A 17,354-nucleotide genomic window follows, 5' to 3' on the forward strand; every position below is an offset into this window, starting at 1 on the left:
ATCAGGCCTGAATGCGGTTCGCTTCGAACTCATCCATAATGTGATTCAGGTAGTTCATACGTTTACGGCGATCGGTCAGAGATTCCATAAACTTAAATTTGGTTGGACCTTCCATTGCAAACTTATTTGGCTGCGCCTGAAGTAGTTTAACCAAGAAGGCCGGGTTAATGTCAGCATCCGGATAAAATTCGATGTAGCCCCCTTTATCGTGCGACTCGATTTTCTTCACTTTAAGTGCGCCGCCACGCAGTTTCAACTGAGAGACAGACAACAAATTTTTGGCGGCATCTGGTAACAGGCCAAAGCGGTCAATCAGTTCGACTTTGAGCTCGTCTAACTCGTCGTTGTTAGCGACGCTTGCAATACGCTTATACATTGAGAGTCGCGTATTGATGTCAGGGATATAATCATCAGGCAGAAGAGCTGGAATACGCAGCTCCACCTCTGTTTGCTCACGCAGCAGGTCGTCCAGAGAAGGCTCTTTGCCTTCTTTGAGCGCTTCCACAGCTTGCTCAAGCATTTCCATATACAGTGAGAAACCCACGGATTGGATCTGACCACTTTGCTCGTCACCAAGAAGTTCACCTGCCCCGCGGATTTCTAAGTCGTGGGTTGCCAGAGTGAAACCCGCGCCCAAATCCTCTAGTGACGCGATGGCATCCAGTCGCTTGATGGCGTCTTTGGTGATCGCTTTTGGATGTGGGGTCAGCAAATAGGCATAGGCTTGATGGTGCGAGCGTCCAACACGACCACGTAGCTGATGAAGTTGTGCCAGACCCAGATTATCGGCGCGATCCATAATAATGGTGTTTGCCGTTGGCACATCGATACCCGTTTCGATAATAGTGGTACAGACTAACAAATTAAAGCGCTGGTGGTAGAAGTCGTTCATCACTCGTTCCAACTCACGTTCGCGCATTTGACCGTGTGCGATAGTCACCCGTGCTTCTGGAACCAGTTTCTCCAGATCCGCAGCGACTTTTTCTATGGTCTCGACCTGGTTATGTAAAAAGTAAACCTGACCACCACGCATAATTTCACGAAGAACCGCTTCGCGAACGACGCTGTCTTCGCTTTGACGTACGAAGGTCTTAATAGCAAGACGTCGCGCCGGAGGTGTGGCAATGATAGACAGATCACGCATGCCGCTCATGGCCATGTTCAGTGTTCTCGGGATAGGCGTAGCAGTTAAAGTAAGTATATCCACATCAGCTCGCATGGCTTTTACTTTCTCTTTTTGTCGCACGCCAAAGCGGTGTTCTTCATCAACGATCAGCAATCCAAGGTCTTTGAATCGGATGTCACTGGAGAGCAGTTTATGGGTGCCGACTACAATATCTACCTTGCCGTCAGCGACATCCTGTAGAATCGTTTTCTGTTCTTTAGCGGATTTGAAACGCGAAAGTACTTCAACCCGAATTGGCAAGTTAGCGAAGCGATCACGGAAATTTTCAAAATGCTGTTGGGCCAACAAAGTGGTTGGAACCAATACAGCAACTTGCTTGCCATTATCTGTGGACACAAAAGCAGCGCGCATTGCCACTTCTGTTTTACCAAAGCCCACATCACCACAAACCAGTCGATCCATGGCTTTTGGTTGGCACATGTCGGACATAACGGCATTGATAGCCTGAGCCTGATCGTCGGTTTCTTCGAAAGGGAAGCCTGCTTTAAAGGTCGCATACTGATCTCTGTCGAGGGCAAATTTATAGCCTGGCTTCAGTTCTCGTTTGGCGTAAACATCAAGCAGCTCTGCGGCAACGTCACGGACTTTTTCTGCGGCTTTGCGGCGCGCTTTAACCCAGGCTTCGCCGCCCAGTTTATGTAAAGGTGCACTGTCTTCTGCACCACCGGAATAGCGTCCGATGAGATTGAGTGACGCGACGGGAACATAGAGTTTGGCATCGTTCTGATACTCAAGAGTCACATATTCCGTGGTCATGCCACCCGCTTCGAGTGTCTGCAAACCAACGTAACGGCCAATCCCGTGATCAATGTGTACCACAGGTTGTCCCGGTTTCAGTTCCGCCAGATTACGAATGACGGTATCACTGTTAATGGAGCGTTTTTCTTTTTTGCGTCGCTGGATAACCCGGTCACCCAGCATGTCACTTTCGCAAATAAGGGCAAATTCTGCATCATGGCTAAAGCCATGCTCACATTGACCGATTACCAGACTGAACTTGTCTGCGCTGGTAAGTGCACTGGCAAGCGATTCTCTTTCCTGAGGGCGCAACTTGATACGATGCAACAGTTCAAGCAAAGCCTCCCGGCGGCCTTCTGATTCAACCGAGAAGATCACTTTGCCGGCAAACTGCTCCGTGAACTGTCGAATTTGTGCCATGGGTTCTTTTAGCTGATGCTGAACGCTGATGTCCGGCAACGAAGTGACTGGCGCATTGACCCGACCCGCTTTGTCATCCACAGGTTCGACTGAGCACTGTAATTGAGGGTAGTGCTTTAACGCTGAGAAAAACTCGTCTTTTTCTAACCAGAGTGTTTTAGGTTCCAGTAAAGGTCGTAGTGGATCGACTTTTCGTTGGTCGTAACGCGTTTCTACATCCGCTAAAAAGTGATCGATTGCCGCCTCAATGTCACCAACCGCGATGATCTGTGAGTCTTCACTGATATAATCAAACAAGGATTCGGTATGATCAAAGAACAGAGGTTGCCAGTACTCGATACCTGCTGGCCAGGTACCTTTAGTCACTTGCATGTAGATGGATTCAGGCTCTCGACGCGCATCAAACTGCTGACGCCAACGGACTCGAAAGTCTTCAATGGCCTCCTTCGTGGTGGGAAACTCGTGAGCAGGCAGTAAGCGTATTTCACTCATATCTTCAATCGAACGTTGATTCTCCGGATCGAAGGTACGGATGGTATCAATTTCGTCGTCAAAGAAATCAATACGATAGGGTGCGGCGCTCCCCATGGGAAATAGGTCGAGGATCGATCCCCGGCTGGCGTACTCTCCGGGGCCAAATACCTGGTCGACGTGGCGATAGCCGGAGTTTTCTAATTGAAGGCGCAGCTTATCCAGCGAGAACAAGTCACCCGTTTTGACCATTAAAGTATGCTGTAACAGGTAGTCACGAGGACTTTGTCGTTGCAGCAGGGTGCTGACTGGGACAATAGTGATGCCGTCACGTTGCTGAGGCAGGGCGTACAGTCTGGCGATGCGATCAGAAATGATATCCTGATGGGGTGAAAAATTGTCGTATGGCAACGTCTCCCAGTCGGGGAAGAGTGCAACTTCGCCGGAGTAGAACTGTTCCAGTTCTCCTTGCAGCTTTAGCGCTAATTGAGGGTCTGGCACGACTAATAACGTGTGGTTGCCATGAGCACTAGCATGCTCACTGATCGACAGAGCCAGTGCGCCGCCAATCAGGTTGCCGAGATGTTTTTTGTCTCCTGCGCCACTTGGAGCATTCAGGGGAAGTAGGTGAGAGTGACTCATAGTATTTTATTGCTTATCTCTGTCTAACGAACGTTGCCTTAGCAGTTTTTGTTGTTGATACAAAGAGGCTTTGATCAACAGGTCCTGATGTTCTTCCAGAATCCGAACGAAGGTTAAAGTGACCTCAAATCCTTGCTCTGCGGGCGTAATCTCAGAGACTTGTGCATAACAGAATATGCCTGCAGGTGGATGGTCAAGGAACAGCTTCACTCTGGCATATTGCCCAAGTTCGAGTGATTGTCTGCTAAGGTAAGTAAGCTGTCCGGCTCCAAAACTGGTGGTCATATATCGGAATTCAGGGGTGTCCTGCTGAGAAATCAGGTAGTTGAGTAGCAGGTTAAGTTTCCGGTTCTGCTGTTCTATCAGTTCGGCAACGTGTTTGAGGTTGTGTTGATTGAGTTCATGTTTTGCGGCATCGTTTTGTTGGTCCAGCAGGGCAAATTCGCTGGAAGCGACAAAAGGTGCGGGGATCTCGGCAATGTACTGTTCTAACTCGGGGAGAGCGGACCCTTGCGGGACCGGTTCAATATTTGCCTTCAGTGGTCCATTTACCGTAAAGAAATCGTTGTGCTGCATACGTTATTTCCTAATCAACTTGGATTAATTATCTCTGGGTATGTCAGAGTTAGCAAGAAAATGACCGATGAAATAGTCAAAAGTACGTAATTTAAAAGGAAAATTACGCCCGAGGGCTACAACCACAGTAGATTTCTGGGTACATTAACTAATAGATTTCATCCTATGGCCAACATTATGTTTCACCCTTTGCCCGTTTTTATTGGACTGCGCTACCTTCGAGGTCGATCAGGTGATCGGTTCAGTCGATTCGTTTCCTACATTTCTACTGCAGGAATCACCATCGGCGTCCTGTCTCTCGTGACCGTGCTATCAGTGATGAATGGCTTCGAGTCCCAGCTGAAGGGGCGGATATTGGGCGTTTTGCCTCAGGCAGTAATTTCCCATGACTCCGGTAGAATCAATGTCAATGAAAAGCCCGAAGCTTTGTTGAAGGACTTTGCGACTGCTCAACCCGCTGTACCTATTGTACGTAGCGAGTCGGTTGTGCAAAGCCATCAGGGATTGTCTGCGGCAATGCTGATTGGGATTGAGCCCAATTCTAATGATCCTATCCGTTATCGCTTGGTTAGCGGTGATATGGATAGCCTGGTCCCAGGCAAATACCAGATTTTATTAGGGCATGCTCTGGCACGAGAACTGGATGTGAGAGTCGGCGACAAAGTTCGCCTTATGGTCACCAGTGCCAGTCAGTACACGCCTTTAGGGCGTATACCCAGCCAGCGAATGTTTACCGTTGCCGGTCTTTATAGCACGGGGTCAGATGTAGACGCTCAGCTAGTGGTCACTCACATAAAAGATGCGGCGAGGTTAATGCGTTTTAAAGCGGATGAGGCCAGTGGTTGGCGACTGTTCTTTCAAGATCCTTTTGTGGTCTCTTCACTTAGCGAGCGAGCATTACCTGAAGGTTGGTTATGGAGTGACTGGCGTGACCAACGGGGTGAACTGTTTCAGGCGGTAAAAATGGAAAAGAACATGATGGGGCTGATGCTCGGGCTTATTATCGGCGTCGCTGCCTTTAATATTATTTCTGCTTTGATCATGGTGGTGATGGAGAAACAGTCAGAAGTAGCTATTTTGAAGACTCAGGGTATGACGGACAGACAGATACTTGCCATATTCATGGTTCAGGGAGCGAGTAGTGGGGCTGTCGGTGCCATTGTTGGCGGTGCATTGGGCGTACTACTAGCCAATAATCTCAACACACTGTTAGATGCCATGGGGGTTGCACTGTTTAGTTTTGGTGGTCAGTTACCTATTGAGGTAAACCCTGGCCAAATCGTGATCGTTGTCGTTTCTGCCGTAGTACTGAGTCTCGCGGCAACACTTTTCCCTTCTTATAGAGCATCATCCGTTAAACCTGCAGAGGCGTTAAGATATGAGTAGTCCATTAATCTCATGCAATAATATTTGTAAAACCTACCATGATGGTGCCGTGGATACCGAGGTACTGAAAGGGGTGAGTTTTGACATAAAGCAGGGTGAACTGGTGTCGATTATCGGCTCTTCAGGATCTGGAAAGTCGACGTTGCTGCACGTATTGGGGGCGCTTGATGATGCCACTCAAGGTGAGGTGACATTTTTGGACATGCCGCTACTTAGCCTGAGTGGTAACCAGCAGGCAAAATTGCGTAATCAACATTTAGGGTTTGTCTACCAGTTCCATCACTTGCTAAGTGATTTCACAGCGGTGGAAAATGTCGCTATGCCGCTTTTGATTGCGGGAAAAAGTGCCAAACAAGCGAGCAGTGAGGCGGCATCACTGTTAGAAAGGGTTGGGCTCAAACATCGATTGCAGCATCGGCCTTCAGAACTGTCTGGAGGTGAGCGTCAGCGTGTAGCGATTGCAAGGGCTCTGGTCAATAAACCGTCCCTGGTACTTGCAGATGAACCGACTGGAAATCTGGATCATTCAACGGCATTGGCGATTTATGATTTGATGCGAACCCTTAATCGTGAATACGGTACCGCTTTTTTGGTCGTTACCCATGATAATGAATTAGCGGCAAAAATGGATCGTCAACTGCATATGCAGGATGGATTACTTGTCGATGCTAAGTCGGCATAAACGGGGGAATTCATTTGTCACTTTCATTTTTTATTGGTAAGCGATTCAGTAAAGCCAAGCAGCGGAACTCCATGGTTTCGTTTATTTCTATTTCCTCCATCGTAGGTATCGCAGTCGGCGTAGCAGTGATAGTCATTGGCCTGTCAGCCATGAATGGTTTTGAGCGTGAACTTAAAAACCGGGTGCTATCGGTGATTGCCCATGGTGAATTTGAGGGGGTGAATGCACCTATTAAAAACTGGCAGAGCATCATAGACTCTTCATTACAACACAAAGAGGTTGAAGCTGCGGCACCCTATGTACGACTGACTGCTTTGGTTGAAAAAGGAACCCAACTGAAAGCGGTTGAGGTTCGGGGAGTGGCACCTGAACTGGAAACTCAGGTCTCACGTTTACCCAGTTATGTCAGCGGAAATACCTGGCAAAGTTTTCAAGCCGGGGAACAGCAGGTCATTCTGGGTAAAGGTGTTGCGGATCAGGTCGGTGCGGATGTCGGTGATTTCGTGACATTAATGATCCCGACCAGTAATGATTCCACGAAAGTTCAGTCACCAAGAAGAGTTCGGGTTAAAGTCACAGGGCTGCTTGAGCTCAACGGCCAGATTGATCATAGCCTGGCGATTGTCCCGTTACAGGATGCGCAACAATACGCACGACTGGGGGAGCAGGTTACGGGCGTCTCAATCAAGGTTAATGATGTCTTTAATGCCCCGTTAGTGGTTCGTGAAGTGGGCAACACGTTGACGGAATATGTCTATCTACGCAGTTGGAAGCAGAAGTATGGGTTCCTGTATCGTGATATTCAGTTGGTGCGCACCATTATGTACCTGGTGATGGTACTTGTAATTGGTGTTGCCTGCTTCAATATCGTTTCGACCTTGATGATGGCAGTCAAAGACAGGGCTTCGGAAATTGCCATATTACGGACAATGGGAGCGACAGATGGCCTGATCAAACGCGTCTTTATCTGGCAAGGCGTGTTCTCAGGTGTAGTGGGCAGTCTGGTTGGCGGCGTGTTGGGAAGTTTGGTTTCGATGAACCTGACCCCTATCGTATCCGCACTGGAGTCCATGATTGGGCATAAATTTCTTTCGGGAGATATATACTTTGTCGATTTCTTGCCATCCCAGCTCCTTTGGAATGACGTGGTACTGGTGGCGGGGACAGCGACGATGCTGAGCCTTATTGCCACCTGGTACCCAGCCACCAAGGCCAGCCAATTGAATCCAGCGGCGGTGTTGAGCGCCAAATAATCTACTTCTTACTAAGCATTACTCACTACGTATTAAAAAGCCCATTCACCGACAGGAGAATGGGCTTTTCATTAATTATCGACGAATCAATTGCATCAAATGGCTATGTTGCTCGAAACATGACGTTGATGAAATGTACCCGTATCTGCACTCAAGTTATCGTGTTGCCCGCTGCTGCCAACTGCGTACTACGGAATAGCGCCAAAGTCCGCGAATCCCAAAATAGCCAGCTAATCCGGCGACCACACCACAGATGGCACAACCAAGCAGGAAAGGGGGACCGATGGTGGTCATTTGTTCTGACAGATATTGCCAGGACAGCTCAAAGTGGAACGGCTGCGGAGGGGTACTCATGAAAAATGCCCCTACTTTGTAAGCGAAATAAAACAGCACGGGCATAGTGACCGGGTTGCTGACCCAGACCAGAGCAACGGATAAAGGAAGGTTTACACCAAATACTATGGCTAACCCTGCTGCCATAATCATTTGGCTAGGCAGAGGCACAAAAGCCATAAAAAGACCGACTGCGAAGGCACCGGCTGCTGAGCGGCGGTTTAAACACCACAGATTGGGGTTGTAGAGGACATTGCCGAACACTTTCAATGCCTTTTGTTTTTTGATCATCTCGTGATCGGGCATGAAACGTTTAATGAACTTTCTTGGCATAGGGAAACATGACTCTCTTATCAGGCATTCTTGCACCACTTCTCTACACACTCATTATAGTCAGTGCGGTGTGGTGGCCAATAATGCCTCATTACTACTGGTTGATTCCTACATCCTTGATGAGTTTAGCCTTAATAATAAAGCGCCAGTTGGTGATAGGGTTGGCGTTTACTGCAATGTCCGTGGCTTTAATACAAGGGAACCTATTGAAGCACCAATCAGAAGTGCTTTACCGATTTGGAACCGATATTAACATAAAAGCACAGGTTGACAGCTATTTTAAAAAAATAAGTCACGGGTATGAGGTCGAGGTGACCATTTTCTCAATCGATGAACTTGAACTGGACTATTTTGCTCGTCCAAAAGTCAAACTAAGGTTGCCAGTGGCGTTAGATATCGGGGCTGTCGTCAGCGCCGAGGTTAAATTGTCTCCGGTATTTGGTGTACTAAATTATGTCGGTTTCGATAAGGAGAAATTTTACCTTTCCAAAGGGTTAGTTGGGGAGATTGCCATAAGTCCCAAAAGCCACTTCATAGTAGAGAGTCACAGCCATTGGCGTGCTCGACTCCACAATGCGGTGACCAGGCATACCTCAGGCAGTCATTATCGGGGTTACTATCTGGCGCTCATTTTTGGCGACAGAAGCCAGTTAAAGCCCAATGACTGGCAAATGCTTAAACAGAGTGGTCTGTCCCACTTGATCGCCATCTCGGGTTTACATATCGGGATGGTGTTTGTTGTCGGCTTTGTGTTAGTGCGTGCAATAGCGCAATGGGTCGGATGGTTGCTACCAAGGCGCTGGCGCCATTTATTAACATTACAACGTCATTGGTTGAGTGCTCTTGCAGGGCTAGCTTTGGCGTTGACCTATGCTGCATTAGGCAATTTTGCGGTGTCGACAGTGAGAGCTCTGGTGATGTTGATGGTGGTTTACGGGCTGTCTGTCTCCCAGAGGCGTTTACCGTCAATGCTGATAGTGTTAATTACAGCTTGTGTGGTGGTGACCGTTGTACCTTTTTCGGCGGCCAGTAGCGGATTCTGGCTCTCGTTTCTGGCGGTAGTCTCTTTGATGATATCTGCTACGTTAACCCAGTCTTATTTTGGCATCAGGGCTATGCTCCTTACCCATCTGGCTTTGACTCTGTTATTTGTGCCGATTGTTCTCTACCTGTTTCAGGGGATAGCATCACTGACACCAATTTATAACTTGGTGTTTGTTCCCTGGTTTAGTTTTCTGGTTGTTCCGTTGTTGATGGCCGCAATGGTTTTTACTGCGTTAGGTTTACCTTGTGGATCTCTCTGGCGGCTGTTGGATACAGTCATGGTGCCCTTTGAAAATGCTATTAGTTTAGCGGACGCATTCTGGGTTGCACTGCCGGTCGATAATGCCATTTACGCTATTCCTTTGCTCATCGCGCTGGCTCTCGGACAAGTTGTCGCAAAACAGTGGTGTTTCATCTTTCTTATAGTCACCGTCTTTGGCGTTCAGTTCAGGTCAGTCAGCCGTCCGTTCTCTGTTCACTTTCTCGATGTTGGTCATGGGCTATCAGTGGTGATACAACAAGGGCGGGAAGCGGTAGTGTACGATACCGGCCGGGCCCGCGAGCACTTCTCGATGGCCAGTGCAGTGGTGACACCCAACCTATATGGGTTTGGTATAGCGCATTTAGAGGGGCTTATCATCAGTCATGCCGATAACGATCACTCTGGTGGTGAGCAGGTAATGGTCGAGGATTGGCGGCCAAATTGGGTGCGTAAACCAGATAAGACTTTAGGTAGTGAACCTTGTATAAGAGGTCAAAAGTGGCGTTGGCGGAGCGTCACATTTGAAGCGCTCTGGCCGCCAAAGCCGGTTTCACGTGCCTATAATCCCCATTCTTGTGTCGTGTTGGCCACTTTTCACTGGAAAGGTGGTGAGGAAAGGGTGCTGTTAACTGGCGATATAGAAAAGATGAGTGAAATACTCATCAGTCGTCAACTCAAGCCTTATACGCTTTCGGTAATGAGCGTCCCCCATCATGGCAGTTCCACTTCTTCTTCTAAGTATTTACGGCAAGTACTGATTGCTGAGAACGCGGTAGCCTCTACCCAGTACCACTCAAGATGGAAACTACCCAACCCCAAAGTGAAAGAGAGTTACCAGCAACAGGGTATTAATTGGTATGAGACCGGGAGGGATGGTGCGGTAAGTTTGCGCTTCATTGATGGAGAAATGACCGTTTCCACACTTAGAGCCCAGAACCTCGACCCATGGTATAGGCAGATGTTACGAAGCAGAGTAGAATGACGCAATAGATAAAAGAAACTGAACAATAATTATGTCGCTAAATCAAGATGAAACGACGCTGCAGACCTTTAAGCGCCTATGGACTTATATTCGCGAGTATAAAAAAGGACTGGTCGTAGCCGTTATTGCATTGGTCATCAATGCTGCCGCCGATACTTACATGCTGTCACTGCTTAAGCCACTTCTGGATGAAGGTTTCGGCGATGTGGAGTCTAATTTTCTAAAGATCCTTCCTCTTATTATTCTTGGGATGATGTTCATTCGGGGCACCAGTGGGTTTGTTTCAACTTACTGTTTGAGTTGGGTTTCTGGCAAGGTGGTCATGGAGTTGAGACGAAAGCTGTTTCGTCACTTTATGCACATGCCTGTGGCTTTTTTTGATAAAGAGTCGACGGGTGGACTATTGTCTCGTATTACCTATGATTCCGAGCAAGTAGCCGGGGCGACTAGCCGCTCACTGGTCAGTATTGTACGTGAAGGTGCCAGCATCATTGGCCTGTTGATTCTAATGTTCTGGAGCAGTTGGCAGTTGTCACTGGTGTTACTTGTTATCGCACCACTCGTTGCTTGGGCGATTAGCGTGGTTTCGAAGCGATTTCGAAAAATCTCGCGAAACATGCAGACATCCATGGGGCATATGACTACATCAGCGGAGCAGATGCTGAAAGGTCACAAGGTAGTTCTTAGCTATGGTGGTCAGCAGGTAGAAGGTGAGCGCTTTGACCAGATGAGCAATCAGATGCGACAACAAACCATGAAAATGGTAGCGGCCTCAGCTATAGCGAACCCGGTTATTCAGATGATCGCCTCACTAGCGTTGGTTGCAGTGTTGTATCTGGCCAGTTTTGATGAGATCCGCAATCAACTGACAGCCGGTACCTTTACGGTTATCTTCTCGGCTATGTTTTCATTGATGCGTCCGCTTAAAGCTCTTACCGGGGTGACTGCTGAGTTCCAACGTGGTATGGCAGCAAGCCAGACCCTGTTTAGCTTGATGGACTTGGACACTGAGCGAGATACCGGTGCGGTTGAACTGAGCAAGGTAAAGGGTGATATCAGGGTTAACGACGTCACATTTACCTATGAGGGAACAGAAAAACCGGCTCTTCGCCATGTGAGTTTTGACCTGCCCGCAGGTAAGACTCTGGCCCTTGTAGGGCGCTCTGGTTCCGGTAAAAGTACCATCGCGAATTTGTTTACCCGTTTCTATGACCTGGACAGCGGTAGTATCGAACTGGATGGTCACAAGATTGACGACATTAAACTAAAGAATTTGCGTAAACATTTTGCTCTCGTTTCTCAGAACGTGCACCTGTTTAACGACACTATTGCAAATAACATTGCCTATGCTGCCGAAGGTGAATATAGCCGTGAGCAAATAGAGCACGCGGCGAAACTGGCACATGCAATGGAGTTCATTGAAGGTATGGAAGAGGGGCTTGATACCGTCATCGGAGAAAATGGTGCAAGTTTGTCAGGTGGACAGCGACAGCGTGTTGCAATCGCCCGGGCGCTGTTACGCGATGCACCGGTTTTGATTCTGGATGAGGCAACGTCTGCTTTGGATACTGAATCGGAAAGAGCGATTCAATCGGCTCTTGATGAACTTCAGAAAGACAAAACAGTGCTGGTGATCGCGCATCGTCTTTCAACCATTGAACAAGCTGATGAGATCCTGGTGGTCGACGATGGTGAGATCATTGAACGAGGCGATCATCAATCCTTGCTGGAGCACAAAGGAGCGTATGCTCAGCTTCATAAAATCCAGTTTGGTGATCACTAGTGATCGACAAACTCTGGTTCAACCGCCATCCTCTTTACTACTTTCTGTGGCCACTTTTGTGGCCACTGAGCCTCGTCTATCGAACCATTGCGAAAAATCGCAGAGCGGCCTATTGCTCGGGGGCAAAACCAAGCTATCAGGCTAATGTTCCAGTTATTGTCGTGGGAAACATAACGGCAGGTGGAAACGGAAAAACGCCCATGGTGATTTGGCTGGTGGAGCGATTGAAACAGCAGGGGCTAAAGCCTGGTGTGGTTTCCCGGGGCTACGGTGGCAAGGCAGAGCAATATCCGCTGCTGGTTACCGCCGAAACCTCAACTAAGTGCTGTGGTGATGAGCCTAAGCTCATCTTCGAGCGCACTCGAGTACCGGTGTGCGTTGATCCTGTTCGATCAAATGCAGTTAAAAAGCTGGAGTCAATGAATGTGGATGTAATCATCACTGACGATGGATTACAGCATTATAAGTTATCGCGTGCATTTGAAATTGTTGTTGTTGATGGTACACGGAGATTTGGCAATGGGCATTCTATCCCGCTGGGCCCGTTACGAGAACCCGTGTCACGCCTGAAGGACGTTGATTTAATCGTCGTGAATGGCGGGGAAACGGTCAGCTCTGATGAGAAAAAGTTCGAGCTACAACCAGATAATGCTGTCAATTTGCAAACCGGTGAGCAAATGCCCGTTACTGAATTAGGGAAGCTGGCTGCGTTCGCAGGTATTGGTCACCCGCCACGGTTTTTTAACACGTTACGCAAACTAGGTGCTGACCTTGCTGTCGAGCAAGGTTTCGCCGATCATAAAGATTTTGAACCCTCGCAATTGTTCGCTTTGGGTCAGGGCGTCGATAATGTCCTAATGACCGAAAAAGATGCGGTAAAATGCCGAACTTTTGCTAAAGATAATTGGTGGTATTTGCCTGTTTCAGCTCAATTTACTCAACAGGACAGCGGGCAAATACTCGAAAAAATAAACAAGGTAATAGAAAGTTATGGATCACAGACTTCTTGAAATCGTGGCATGCCCGGTATGCAAAGGAAAACTGACGTTTGACAAAGACAAGCAGGAACTTATTTGTAAGCTGGACAGGCTTGCTTACCCGATCAAAGAAGGGATACCTGTGTTGCTTGAGCCAGAAGCGAGACAGATGAGCATGGAAGAGGGGCGCTAATGTCGTTTACAGTGATCATTCCGGCCAGGTATGAGTCGTCTCGACTACCCGGGAAACCATTGGCTGATATTGGCGGTATGCCAATGATTCAGCATGTGTATGAGCGTTCACTGCAGTCTGGAGCAGAACGCGTTATCGTCGCGACTGATGATTCTAGAGTCGAGCGGGCTGTTCAGGCCTTTGGTGGTGAAGTGTGTATGACTTCTGCTCAGCATGAGTCAGGTACTGAGCGTCTGGCCGAAGTGGTTGAGCAAATGAACATCGACCCTCAACACATAGTGGTAAACGTGCAGGGAGATGAACCGCTTATTCCAACCAGCATTATTGCTCAGGTAGCGGGTAATCTCGAAGACAGCACAGCACCCATGGCGACGTTGGGTGTGCAGATCGAAAACGAAGCAGAGACCTTTAATCCCAATGCGGTGAAGGTTGTGACCGATGAACAAGGGTATGCCTTGTATTTTAGTCGTGCCACAATCCCATGGGACAGGGACGCATACGCGCTCGAACCAAAGAAGAAGTCTTCAAGCCCATTGCTACGCCATATCGGAATTTATGCCTATCGTGCAGGCTTTATAAAGACCTATGTTGAATGGGCTCCCAGCGCTCTGGAAAAGATCGAATGTCTGGAGCAGTTGCGTGTACTTTGGTATGGCGAGAAGATCCATGTAGCGGTGGCTCAGGAAGCTCCGCCTGCGGGTGTCGATACACCTGAGGATCTTGAACATGTACGCAGATTGGTCGCCTCTCAATAGAAACGACCTCATCATTATTTGCTCAAGGCCGGGTGATTGGATGGTAACTCAACCCATTCACCTGGCTGAAGTCCGTTGAGCTCAAACTGTCCCATCGATACACGTATTAGCCTTAATGTTGGAAAACCAATATTCGCGGTCATGCGCCGTACTTGTCTGTTTCGTCCTTCAATAATCGTAATGCTTATCCAGGTAGTGGGGATATTAGCTCGAAAGCGCACCGGAGGCGTTCTTTCCCAAACATCGGGTTGTTCTATACGCTCTACGCGCGCAGGTAGCGTTGGGCCGTCTTTGAGCGTGACACCGTGACGCAGTTTGTTTAAATCCTCTTCCGTCGGGACTCCGTCTACCTGAACCCAATAGGTCTTTTCAGATTTTGATTTCGGTTGCGTTAACCGAGCCTGCAAGATGCCGTCATTAGTCAGAACCATCAACCCTTCACTGTCCCTATCCAGTCTGCCAGCGGCATACACATCCTTCACGGAAATGAAGTCCGCCAGGGTGTTGCGGCCTTCGCCATCGGTAAACTGGCTAAGTGTATCGTAAGGTTTATTGAATAATATTACTTTGCGCTCAGAAACAGATAGTCGTTTCTTATCGGGTTTAGAACCGGTAGCTGAATGGCGTTTGTTGGGGCGCTTTTTAATCCGGCCCCCTTGGTTCGACTCTTGTTTGAAACGAGCTCCCGGCGCGCGTTTGCGGCCCTTTGGTTTTCCCGCCGCTGTTTTAATCGTCATGTTAACTACCTTGCAAAAATGTAAACAAACTGTGTGCTGGAGTTTTGTCTACTGACGTTTTGAGCTATCATAAGCGCGCTCAAAAACAGGAATAACGCACAAGATAATAGACTAATTGGCCAAATTTGTTTAATTATAAGTGCTTAGGATTTCGTTTGACTGAACAGATAACGCGCAATCTAGTGGGTTTTTATCTGCATCTAACTTGGATTGACCACAGATTGTGTCCAGTCATAACGTTTACGCAGCTCAGTTTAAAGCTGCGTTAATTGATAAGGGTAGCCTTACCCGATTAGAACGATAGGGAAATTTCATGCCTACAGAAAAGCCGACAATCATCTATACCATTACTGATGAAGCGCCAGCGCTTGCGACATACTCGCTACTGCCAATTATTCAGTCTTTCACCGCTTCATCTGGTATTAATGTTGAAACACGAGACATCTCACTTGCAGGGCGTATCATTGCTAACTTCCCTGAATACCTGAAAGAAGAGCAACGTATTGGCGATGCACTTGCAGAGCTAGGTGAGCTAGCGAAAACGCCAGAAGCAAACATCATTAAGCTGCCAAATATCTCAGCATCGATTCCACAGCTACAAGCGGCCATTAAAGAATTGCAAGCCAACGGCTACGACCTGCCTGACTATCCAGAAGAGCCGAACTCAGCTGAGCAGGAAGCGATCAAAGCGACATACGACAAGATTAAGGGCAGTGCGGTCAACCCGGTTCTACGTGAAGGTAACTCAGACCGTCGCGCACCACTGTCTGTGAAAAACTATGCTAAGAAAAATCCACACTCAATGGGTGCATGGTCTAAAGATTCGAAATCACATGTATCAAGCATGTCAGGTAACGACTTCTTTGGCAGTGAAAAGTCTGTAACCGTTGCTGAGGCGACGGACGTTAAGATCCAGTTCACTTCAGCACAGGGTGATGTCAAGGTTCTGAAAGAGAAAGTAGCATTACAAAGTGGTGAAATCATAGACGCTTCTGTGATGAACAAAAATGCATTGGTTGCTTTCTTTGAAGAGCAAGTTGCCGAGGCTAAGAAGCAAGATGTATTGCTGTCTCTGCACATGAAAGCAACCATGATGAAGGTATCGGATCCGGTGATCTTTGGCCATGCGGTTAAAGTTTACTATAAAGATGTGTTTGCTAAGCACGGCGCATTGTTCGAAGAAATTGGCGTTGACGTTAACAATGGTATTGGTGACGTGTACGCGAAGATCGCGACGCTACCGGCTGAGAAGAAAGCAGAAATTGAAGCAGACTTAGCTGCTGTTTATGAGACTCAGCCTCCACTGGCGATGGTAGATTCCGACCGCGGTATCACCAACCTGCACGTACCTAGTGATATCATCGTCGATGCATCTATGCCAGCGATGCTGCGTTCCTCTGGCCAAATGTGGGGTCCGGATGGTAAGCAGAAAGACACGAAAGCAATGATACCTGATCGCAGCTACGCAAGTATCTATCAGGCAGTTATCGATTTCTGTAAAGAGAATGGTGCATTCGATCCAACGACAATGGGTAGCGTGCCTAACGTTGGCTTGATGGCTCAGAAAGCAGAAGAGTACGGCTCACACGACAAGACATTTATTCTTGAGCAGACTGGTAAAGTTGAAGTCGTTGACGCGGCAGGTAATGTTTTGATTGAACAACCTGTAGAGGAAGGGGATATCTTCCGCATGTGTCAGGTTAAAGACGCACCAATCCAGGACTGGGTGAAACTGGCGGTAACGCGTGCTCGTGCCTCTGAGACACCAGCGGTATTCTGGCTAGATGAAAATCGAGCTCATGATGCTGAACTTATCAAGAAAGTGAAACAGTATCTGCCTGAACACGACACATCAGGACTTGAGATTCACATCAAGTCGCCTCTGGATGCGACTCTGTTCTCGCTAGCGCGCATTAAGCAAGGCCAGGATACGATTTCGGTCACGGGCAACGTACTGCGTGACTACCTAACCGATCTGTTCCCGATATTAGAACTGGGTACATCGGCTAAGATGCTGTCTATTGTTCCGCTAATGAACGGTGGTGGTCTGTTTGAGACAGGCGCGGGCGGTTCGGCACCTAAGCACGTACAGCAGGTTCAAAAAGAAAACCACTTGCGTTGGGACTCATTGGGAGAATTCCTGGCATTGGCGGCTTCTCTGGAGCACCTGGCAGTTGTTTCTGGTAAGGCGCAGGCCAATGTTCTGGCGAAAGCTTTGGATGAGGCTACAGGTAAGTTCCTGGATAACAACAAGTCACCATCACGCAAAGTGGGTGAGCTGGATAACCGTGGCTCTCACTACTATCTGGCTCTTTACTGGGCACAGGCACTGGCACTGCAAACGGAAGACAACGAACTGGCGAGCCAGTTTGCGCCGATCGCTGAGCAATTGGCATCCAATGAAAGTGTGATTGTGTCTGAGCTGAATAATGCGCAAGGTGTAGCAGGTGATCTGGGGGGTTATTATCAACCGGACAACGCAAAAGCCTCACCGCTGATGCGCCCTAGTGCGACACTGAATAGCATTATTGGCTAACAGCACGTCACTCATCAAGCATTAAAAAAACCACCGAAAGGTGGTTTTTTTTTGTGGTCGTGTCT

General features: G+C 48.1%; 13 protein-coding genes. 9 read left to right on the top strand and 4 right to left on the bottom strand.

Annotation, left to right across the window (positions count from 1 at the left end; translation table 11 throughout):
• Position 1 precedes the first annotated feature (1 nt).
• Positions 2–3,457: a transcription-repair coupling factor gene (gene mfd, locus C4S60_RS11600; RefSeq protein WP_103880517.1), complete on the bottom strand. Its 3,456-nt coding sequence runs from the start codon at positions 3,455–3,457 to the stop codon at positions 2–4.
• Between the two features lie 6 nt (positions 3,458–3,463).
• A complete protein-coding gene (locus tag C4S60_RS11605) occupies positions 3,464–4,033 on the bottom strand; it encodes a PilZ domain-containing protein (RefSeq protein ID WP_103880518.1) in 570 nt (189 codons plus the stop codon).
• 177 nt (positions 4,034–4,210) lie between these two features.
• Between C4S60_RS11605 and lolC the strand changes: the two genes are divergently transcribed.
• From lolC to lolE, 3 genes are read left to right on the top strand one after another with little or no spacing between them, the layout of a single operon-like run.
• Entirely contained in the window at positions 4,211–5,419 is a 1,209-nt protein-coding gene (gene lolC / locus C4S60_RS11610) for a lipoprotein-releasing ABC transporter permease subunit LolC (protein ID WP_103880612.1), read from the top strand.
• Entirely contained in the window at positions 5,412–6,101 is a 690-nt protein-coding gene (gene lolD, locus C4S60_RS11615; RefSeq protein WP_103880519.1) for a lipoprotein-releasing ABC transporter ATP-binding protein LolD, read from the top strand. The genes lolC and lolD overlap by 8 nt, the downstream gene beginning before the upstream one ends.
• Before the next feature lie 8 nt (positions 6,102–6,109).
• Entirely contained in the window at positions 6,110–7,354 is a 1,245-nt protein-coding gene (gene lolE, locus C4S60_RS11620) for a lipoprotein-releasing ABC transporter permease subunit LolE (protein WP_103880520.1), read from the top strand.
• A gap of 156 nt (positions 7,355–7,510) precedes the next feature.
• Here lolE and C4S60_RS11625 read toward each other — a convergent pair whose 3' ends face one another.
• Positions 7,511–8,020 (bottom strand): DUF2062 domain-containing protein, encoded by a 510-nt coding sequence (locus tag C4S60_RS11625; RefSeq protein WP_103880521.1) that lies wholly within the window; start codon positions 8,018–8,020, stop codon positions 7,511–7,513.
• Between the two features lie 8 nt (positions 8,021–8,028).
• Here C4S60_RS11625 and C4S60_RS11630 point away from each other — a divergent pair, with 8 nt between their 5' ends.
• The 5 genes from C4S60_RS11630 to kdsB are packed head-to-tail and all read left to right on the top strand — an operon-like array spanning position 8,029 to position 14,016.
• Positions 8,029–10,308, top strand: a complete 2,280-nt coding sequence (locus tag C4S60_RS11630; protein ID WP_103880522.1) for a DNA internalization-related competence protein ComEC/Rec2 — start codon at positions 8,029–8,031, stop codon at positions 10,306–10,308.
• Between the two features lie 31 nt (positions 10,309–10,339).
• Positions 10,340–12,091, top strand: a complete 1,752-nt coding sequence (msbA, locus tag C4S60_RS11635) for a lipid A ABC transporter ATP-binding protein/permease MsbA (RefSeq protein WP_103880523.1) — start codon at positions 10,340–10,342, stop codon at positions 12,089–12,091.
• Complete coding sequence (gene lpxK, locus C4S60_RS11640; RefSeq protein ID WP_103880524.1) at positions 12,091–13,101, top strand: tetraacyldisaccharide 4'-kinase; 1,011 nt, start codon at positions 12,091–12,093, stop codon at positions 13,099–13,101. Before msbA ends, lpxK begins: the two co-directional genes overlap by 1 nt.
• On the top strand, positions 13,082–13,261 hold the full coding sequence (locus C4S60_RS11645) for a Trm112 family protein (RefSeq protein ID WP_006075338.1): 180 nt from the start codon (positions 13,082–13,084) through the stop codon (positions 13,259–13,261). The genes lpxK and C4S60_RS11645 overlap by 20 nt, the downstream gene beginning before the upstream one ends.
• Positions 13,261–14,016 carry a 3-deoxy-manno-octulosonate cytidylyltransferase gene (gene kdsB / locus C4S60_RS11650; protein WP_103880525.1) on the top strand — a complete coding sequence of 252 codons (756 nt, stop codon included), beginning with the start codon at positions 13,261–13,263 and terminating at the stop codon, positions 14,014–14,016. Before C4S60_RS11645 ends, kdsB begins: the two co-directional genes overlap by 1 nt.
• 14 nt (positions 14,017–14,030) lie before the next feature.
• Here the strand turns inward: kdsB and C4S60_RS11655 are convergent, their stop codons facing one another.
• Positions 14,031–14,753 carry a pseudouridine synthase gene (locus C4S60_RS11655; RefSeq protein WP_103880526.1) on the bottom strand — a complete coding sequence of 241 codons (723 nt, stop codon included), beginning with the start codon at positions 14,751–14,753 and terminating at the stop codon, positions 14,031–14,033.
• Between the two features lie 313 nt (positions 14,754–15,066).
• Here C4S60_RS11655 and C4S60_RS11660 point away from each other — a divergent pair, with 313 nt between their 5' ends.
• The gene (locus tag C4S60_RS11660) at positions 15,067–17,289 is read left to right on the top strand and encodes an NADP-dependent isocitrate dehydrogenase (RefSeq protein WP_103880527.1); all 2,223 of its coding nucleotides are present in this window, start codon (positions 15,067–15,069) and stop codon (positions 17,287–17,289) included.
• The last annotated feature ends 65 nt before the right edge of the window (positions 17,290–17,354 follow it).

Origin of the sequence: Vibrio hangzhouensis (assembly GCF_900107935.1) — a bacterium.
Taxonomy (GTDB): domain Bacteria; phylum Pseudomonadota; class Gammaproteobacteria; order Enterobacterales; family Vibrionaceae; genus Vibrio; species Vibrio hangzhouensis.

What these genes read in the sequence shown, in the direction of transcription:
- mfd (WP_103880517.1), bottom strand. Translation starts at nt 3,457, where the DNA reads ATGAGTCACTCTCACCTACTTCCCCTGAATGCTCCAAGTGGCGCAGGA.
- C4S60_RS11605 (WP_103880518.1), bottom strand. Translation starts at nt 4,033, where the DNA reads ATGCAGCACAACGATTTCTTTACGGTAAATGGACCACTGAAGGCAAAT.
- lolC (WP_103880612.1), top strand. Translation starts at nt 4,211, where the DNA reads ATGTTTCACCCTTTGCCCGTTTTTATTGGACTGCGCTACCTTCGAGGT.
- lolD (WP_103880519.1), top strand. Translation starts at nt 5,412, where the DNA reads ATGAGTAGTCCATTAATCTCATGCAATAATATTTGTAAAACCTACCAT.
- C4S60_RS11625 (WP_103880521.1), bottom strand. Translation starts at nt 8,020, where the DNA reads ATGCCAAGAAAGTTCATTAAACGTTTCATGCCCGATCACGAGATGATC.
- C4S60_RS11630 (WP_103880522.1), top strand. Translation starts at nt 8,029, where the DNA reads ATGACTCTCTTATCAGGCATTCTTGCACCACTTCTCTACACACTCATT.
- msbA (WP_103880523.1), top strand. Translation starts at nt 10,340, where the DNA reads ATGTCGCTAAATCAAGATGAAACGACGCTGCAGACCTTTAAGCGCCTA.
- C4S60_RS11645 (WP_006075338.1), top strand. Translation starts at nt 13,082, where the DNA reads ATGGATCACAGACTTCTTGAAATCGTGGCATGCCCGGTATGCAAAGGA.
- kdsB (WP_103880525.1), top strand. Translation starts at nt 13,261, where the DNA reads ATGTCGTTTACAGTGATCATTCCGGCCAGGTATGAGTCGTCTCGACTA.
- C4S60_RS11655 (WP_103880526.1), bottom strand. Translation starts at nt 14,753, where the DNA reads ATGACGATTAAAACAGCGGCGGGAAAACCAAAGGGCCGCAAACGCGCG.
- C4S60_RS11660 (WP_103880527.1), top strand. Translation starts at nt 15,067, where the DNA reads ATGCCTACAGAAAAGCCGACAATCATCTATACCATTACTGATGAAGCG.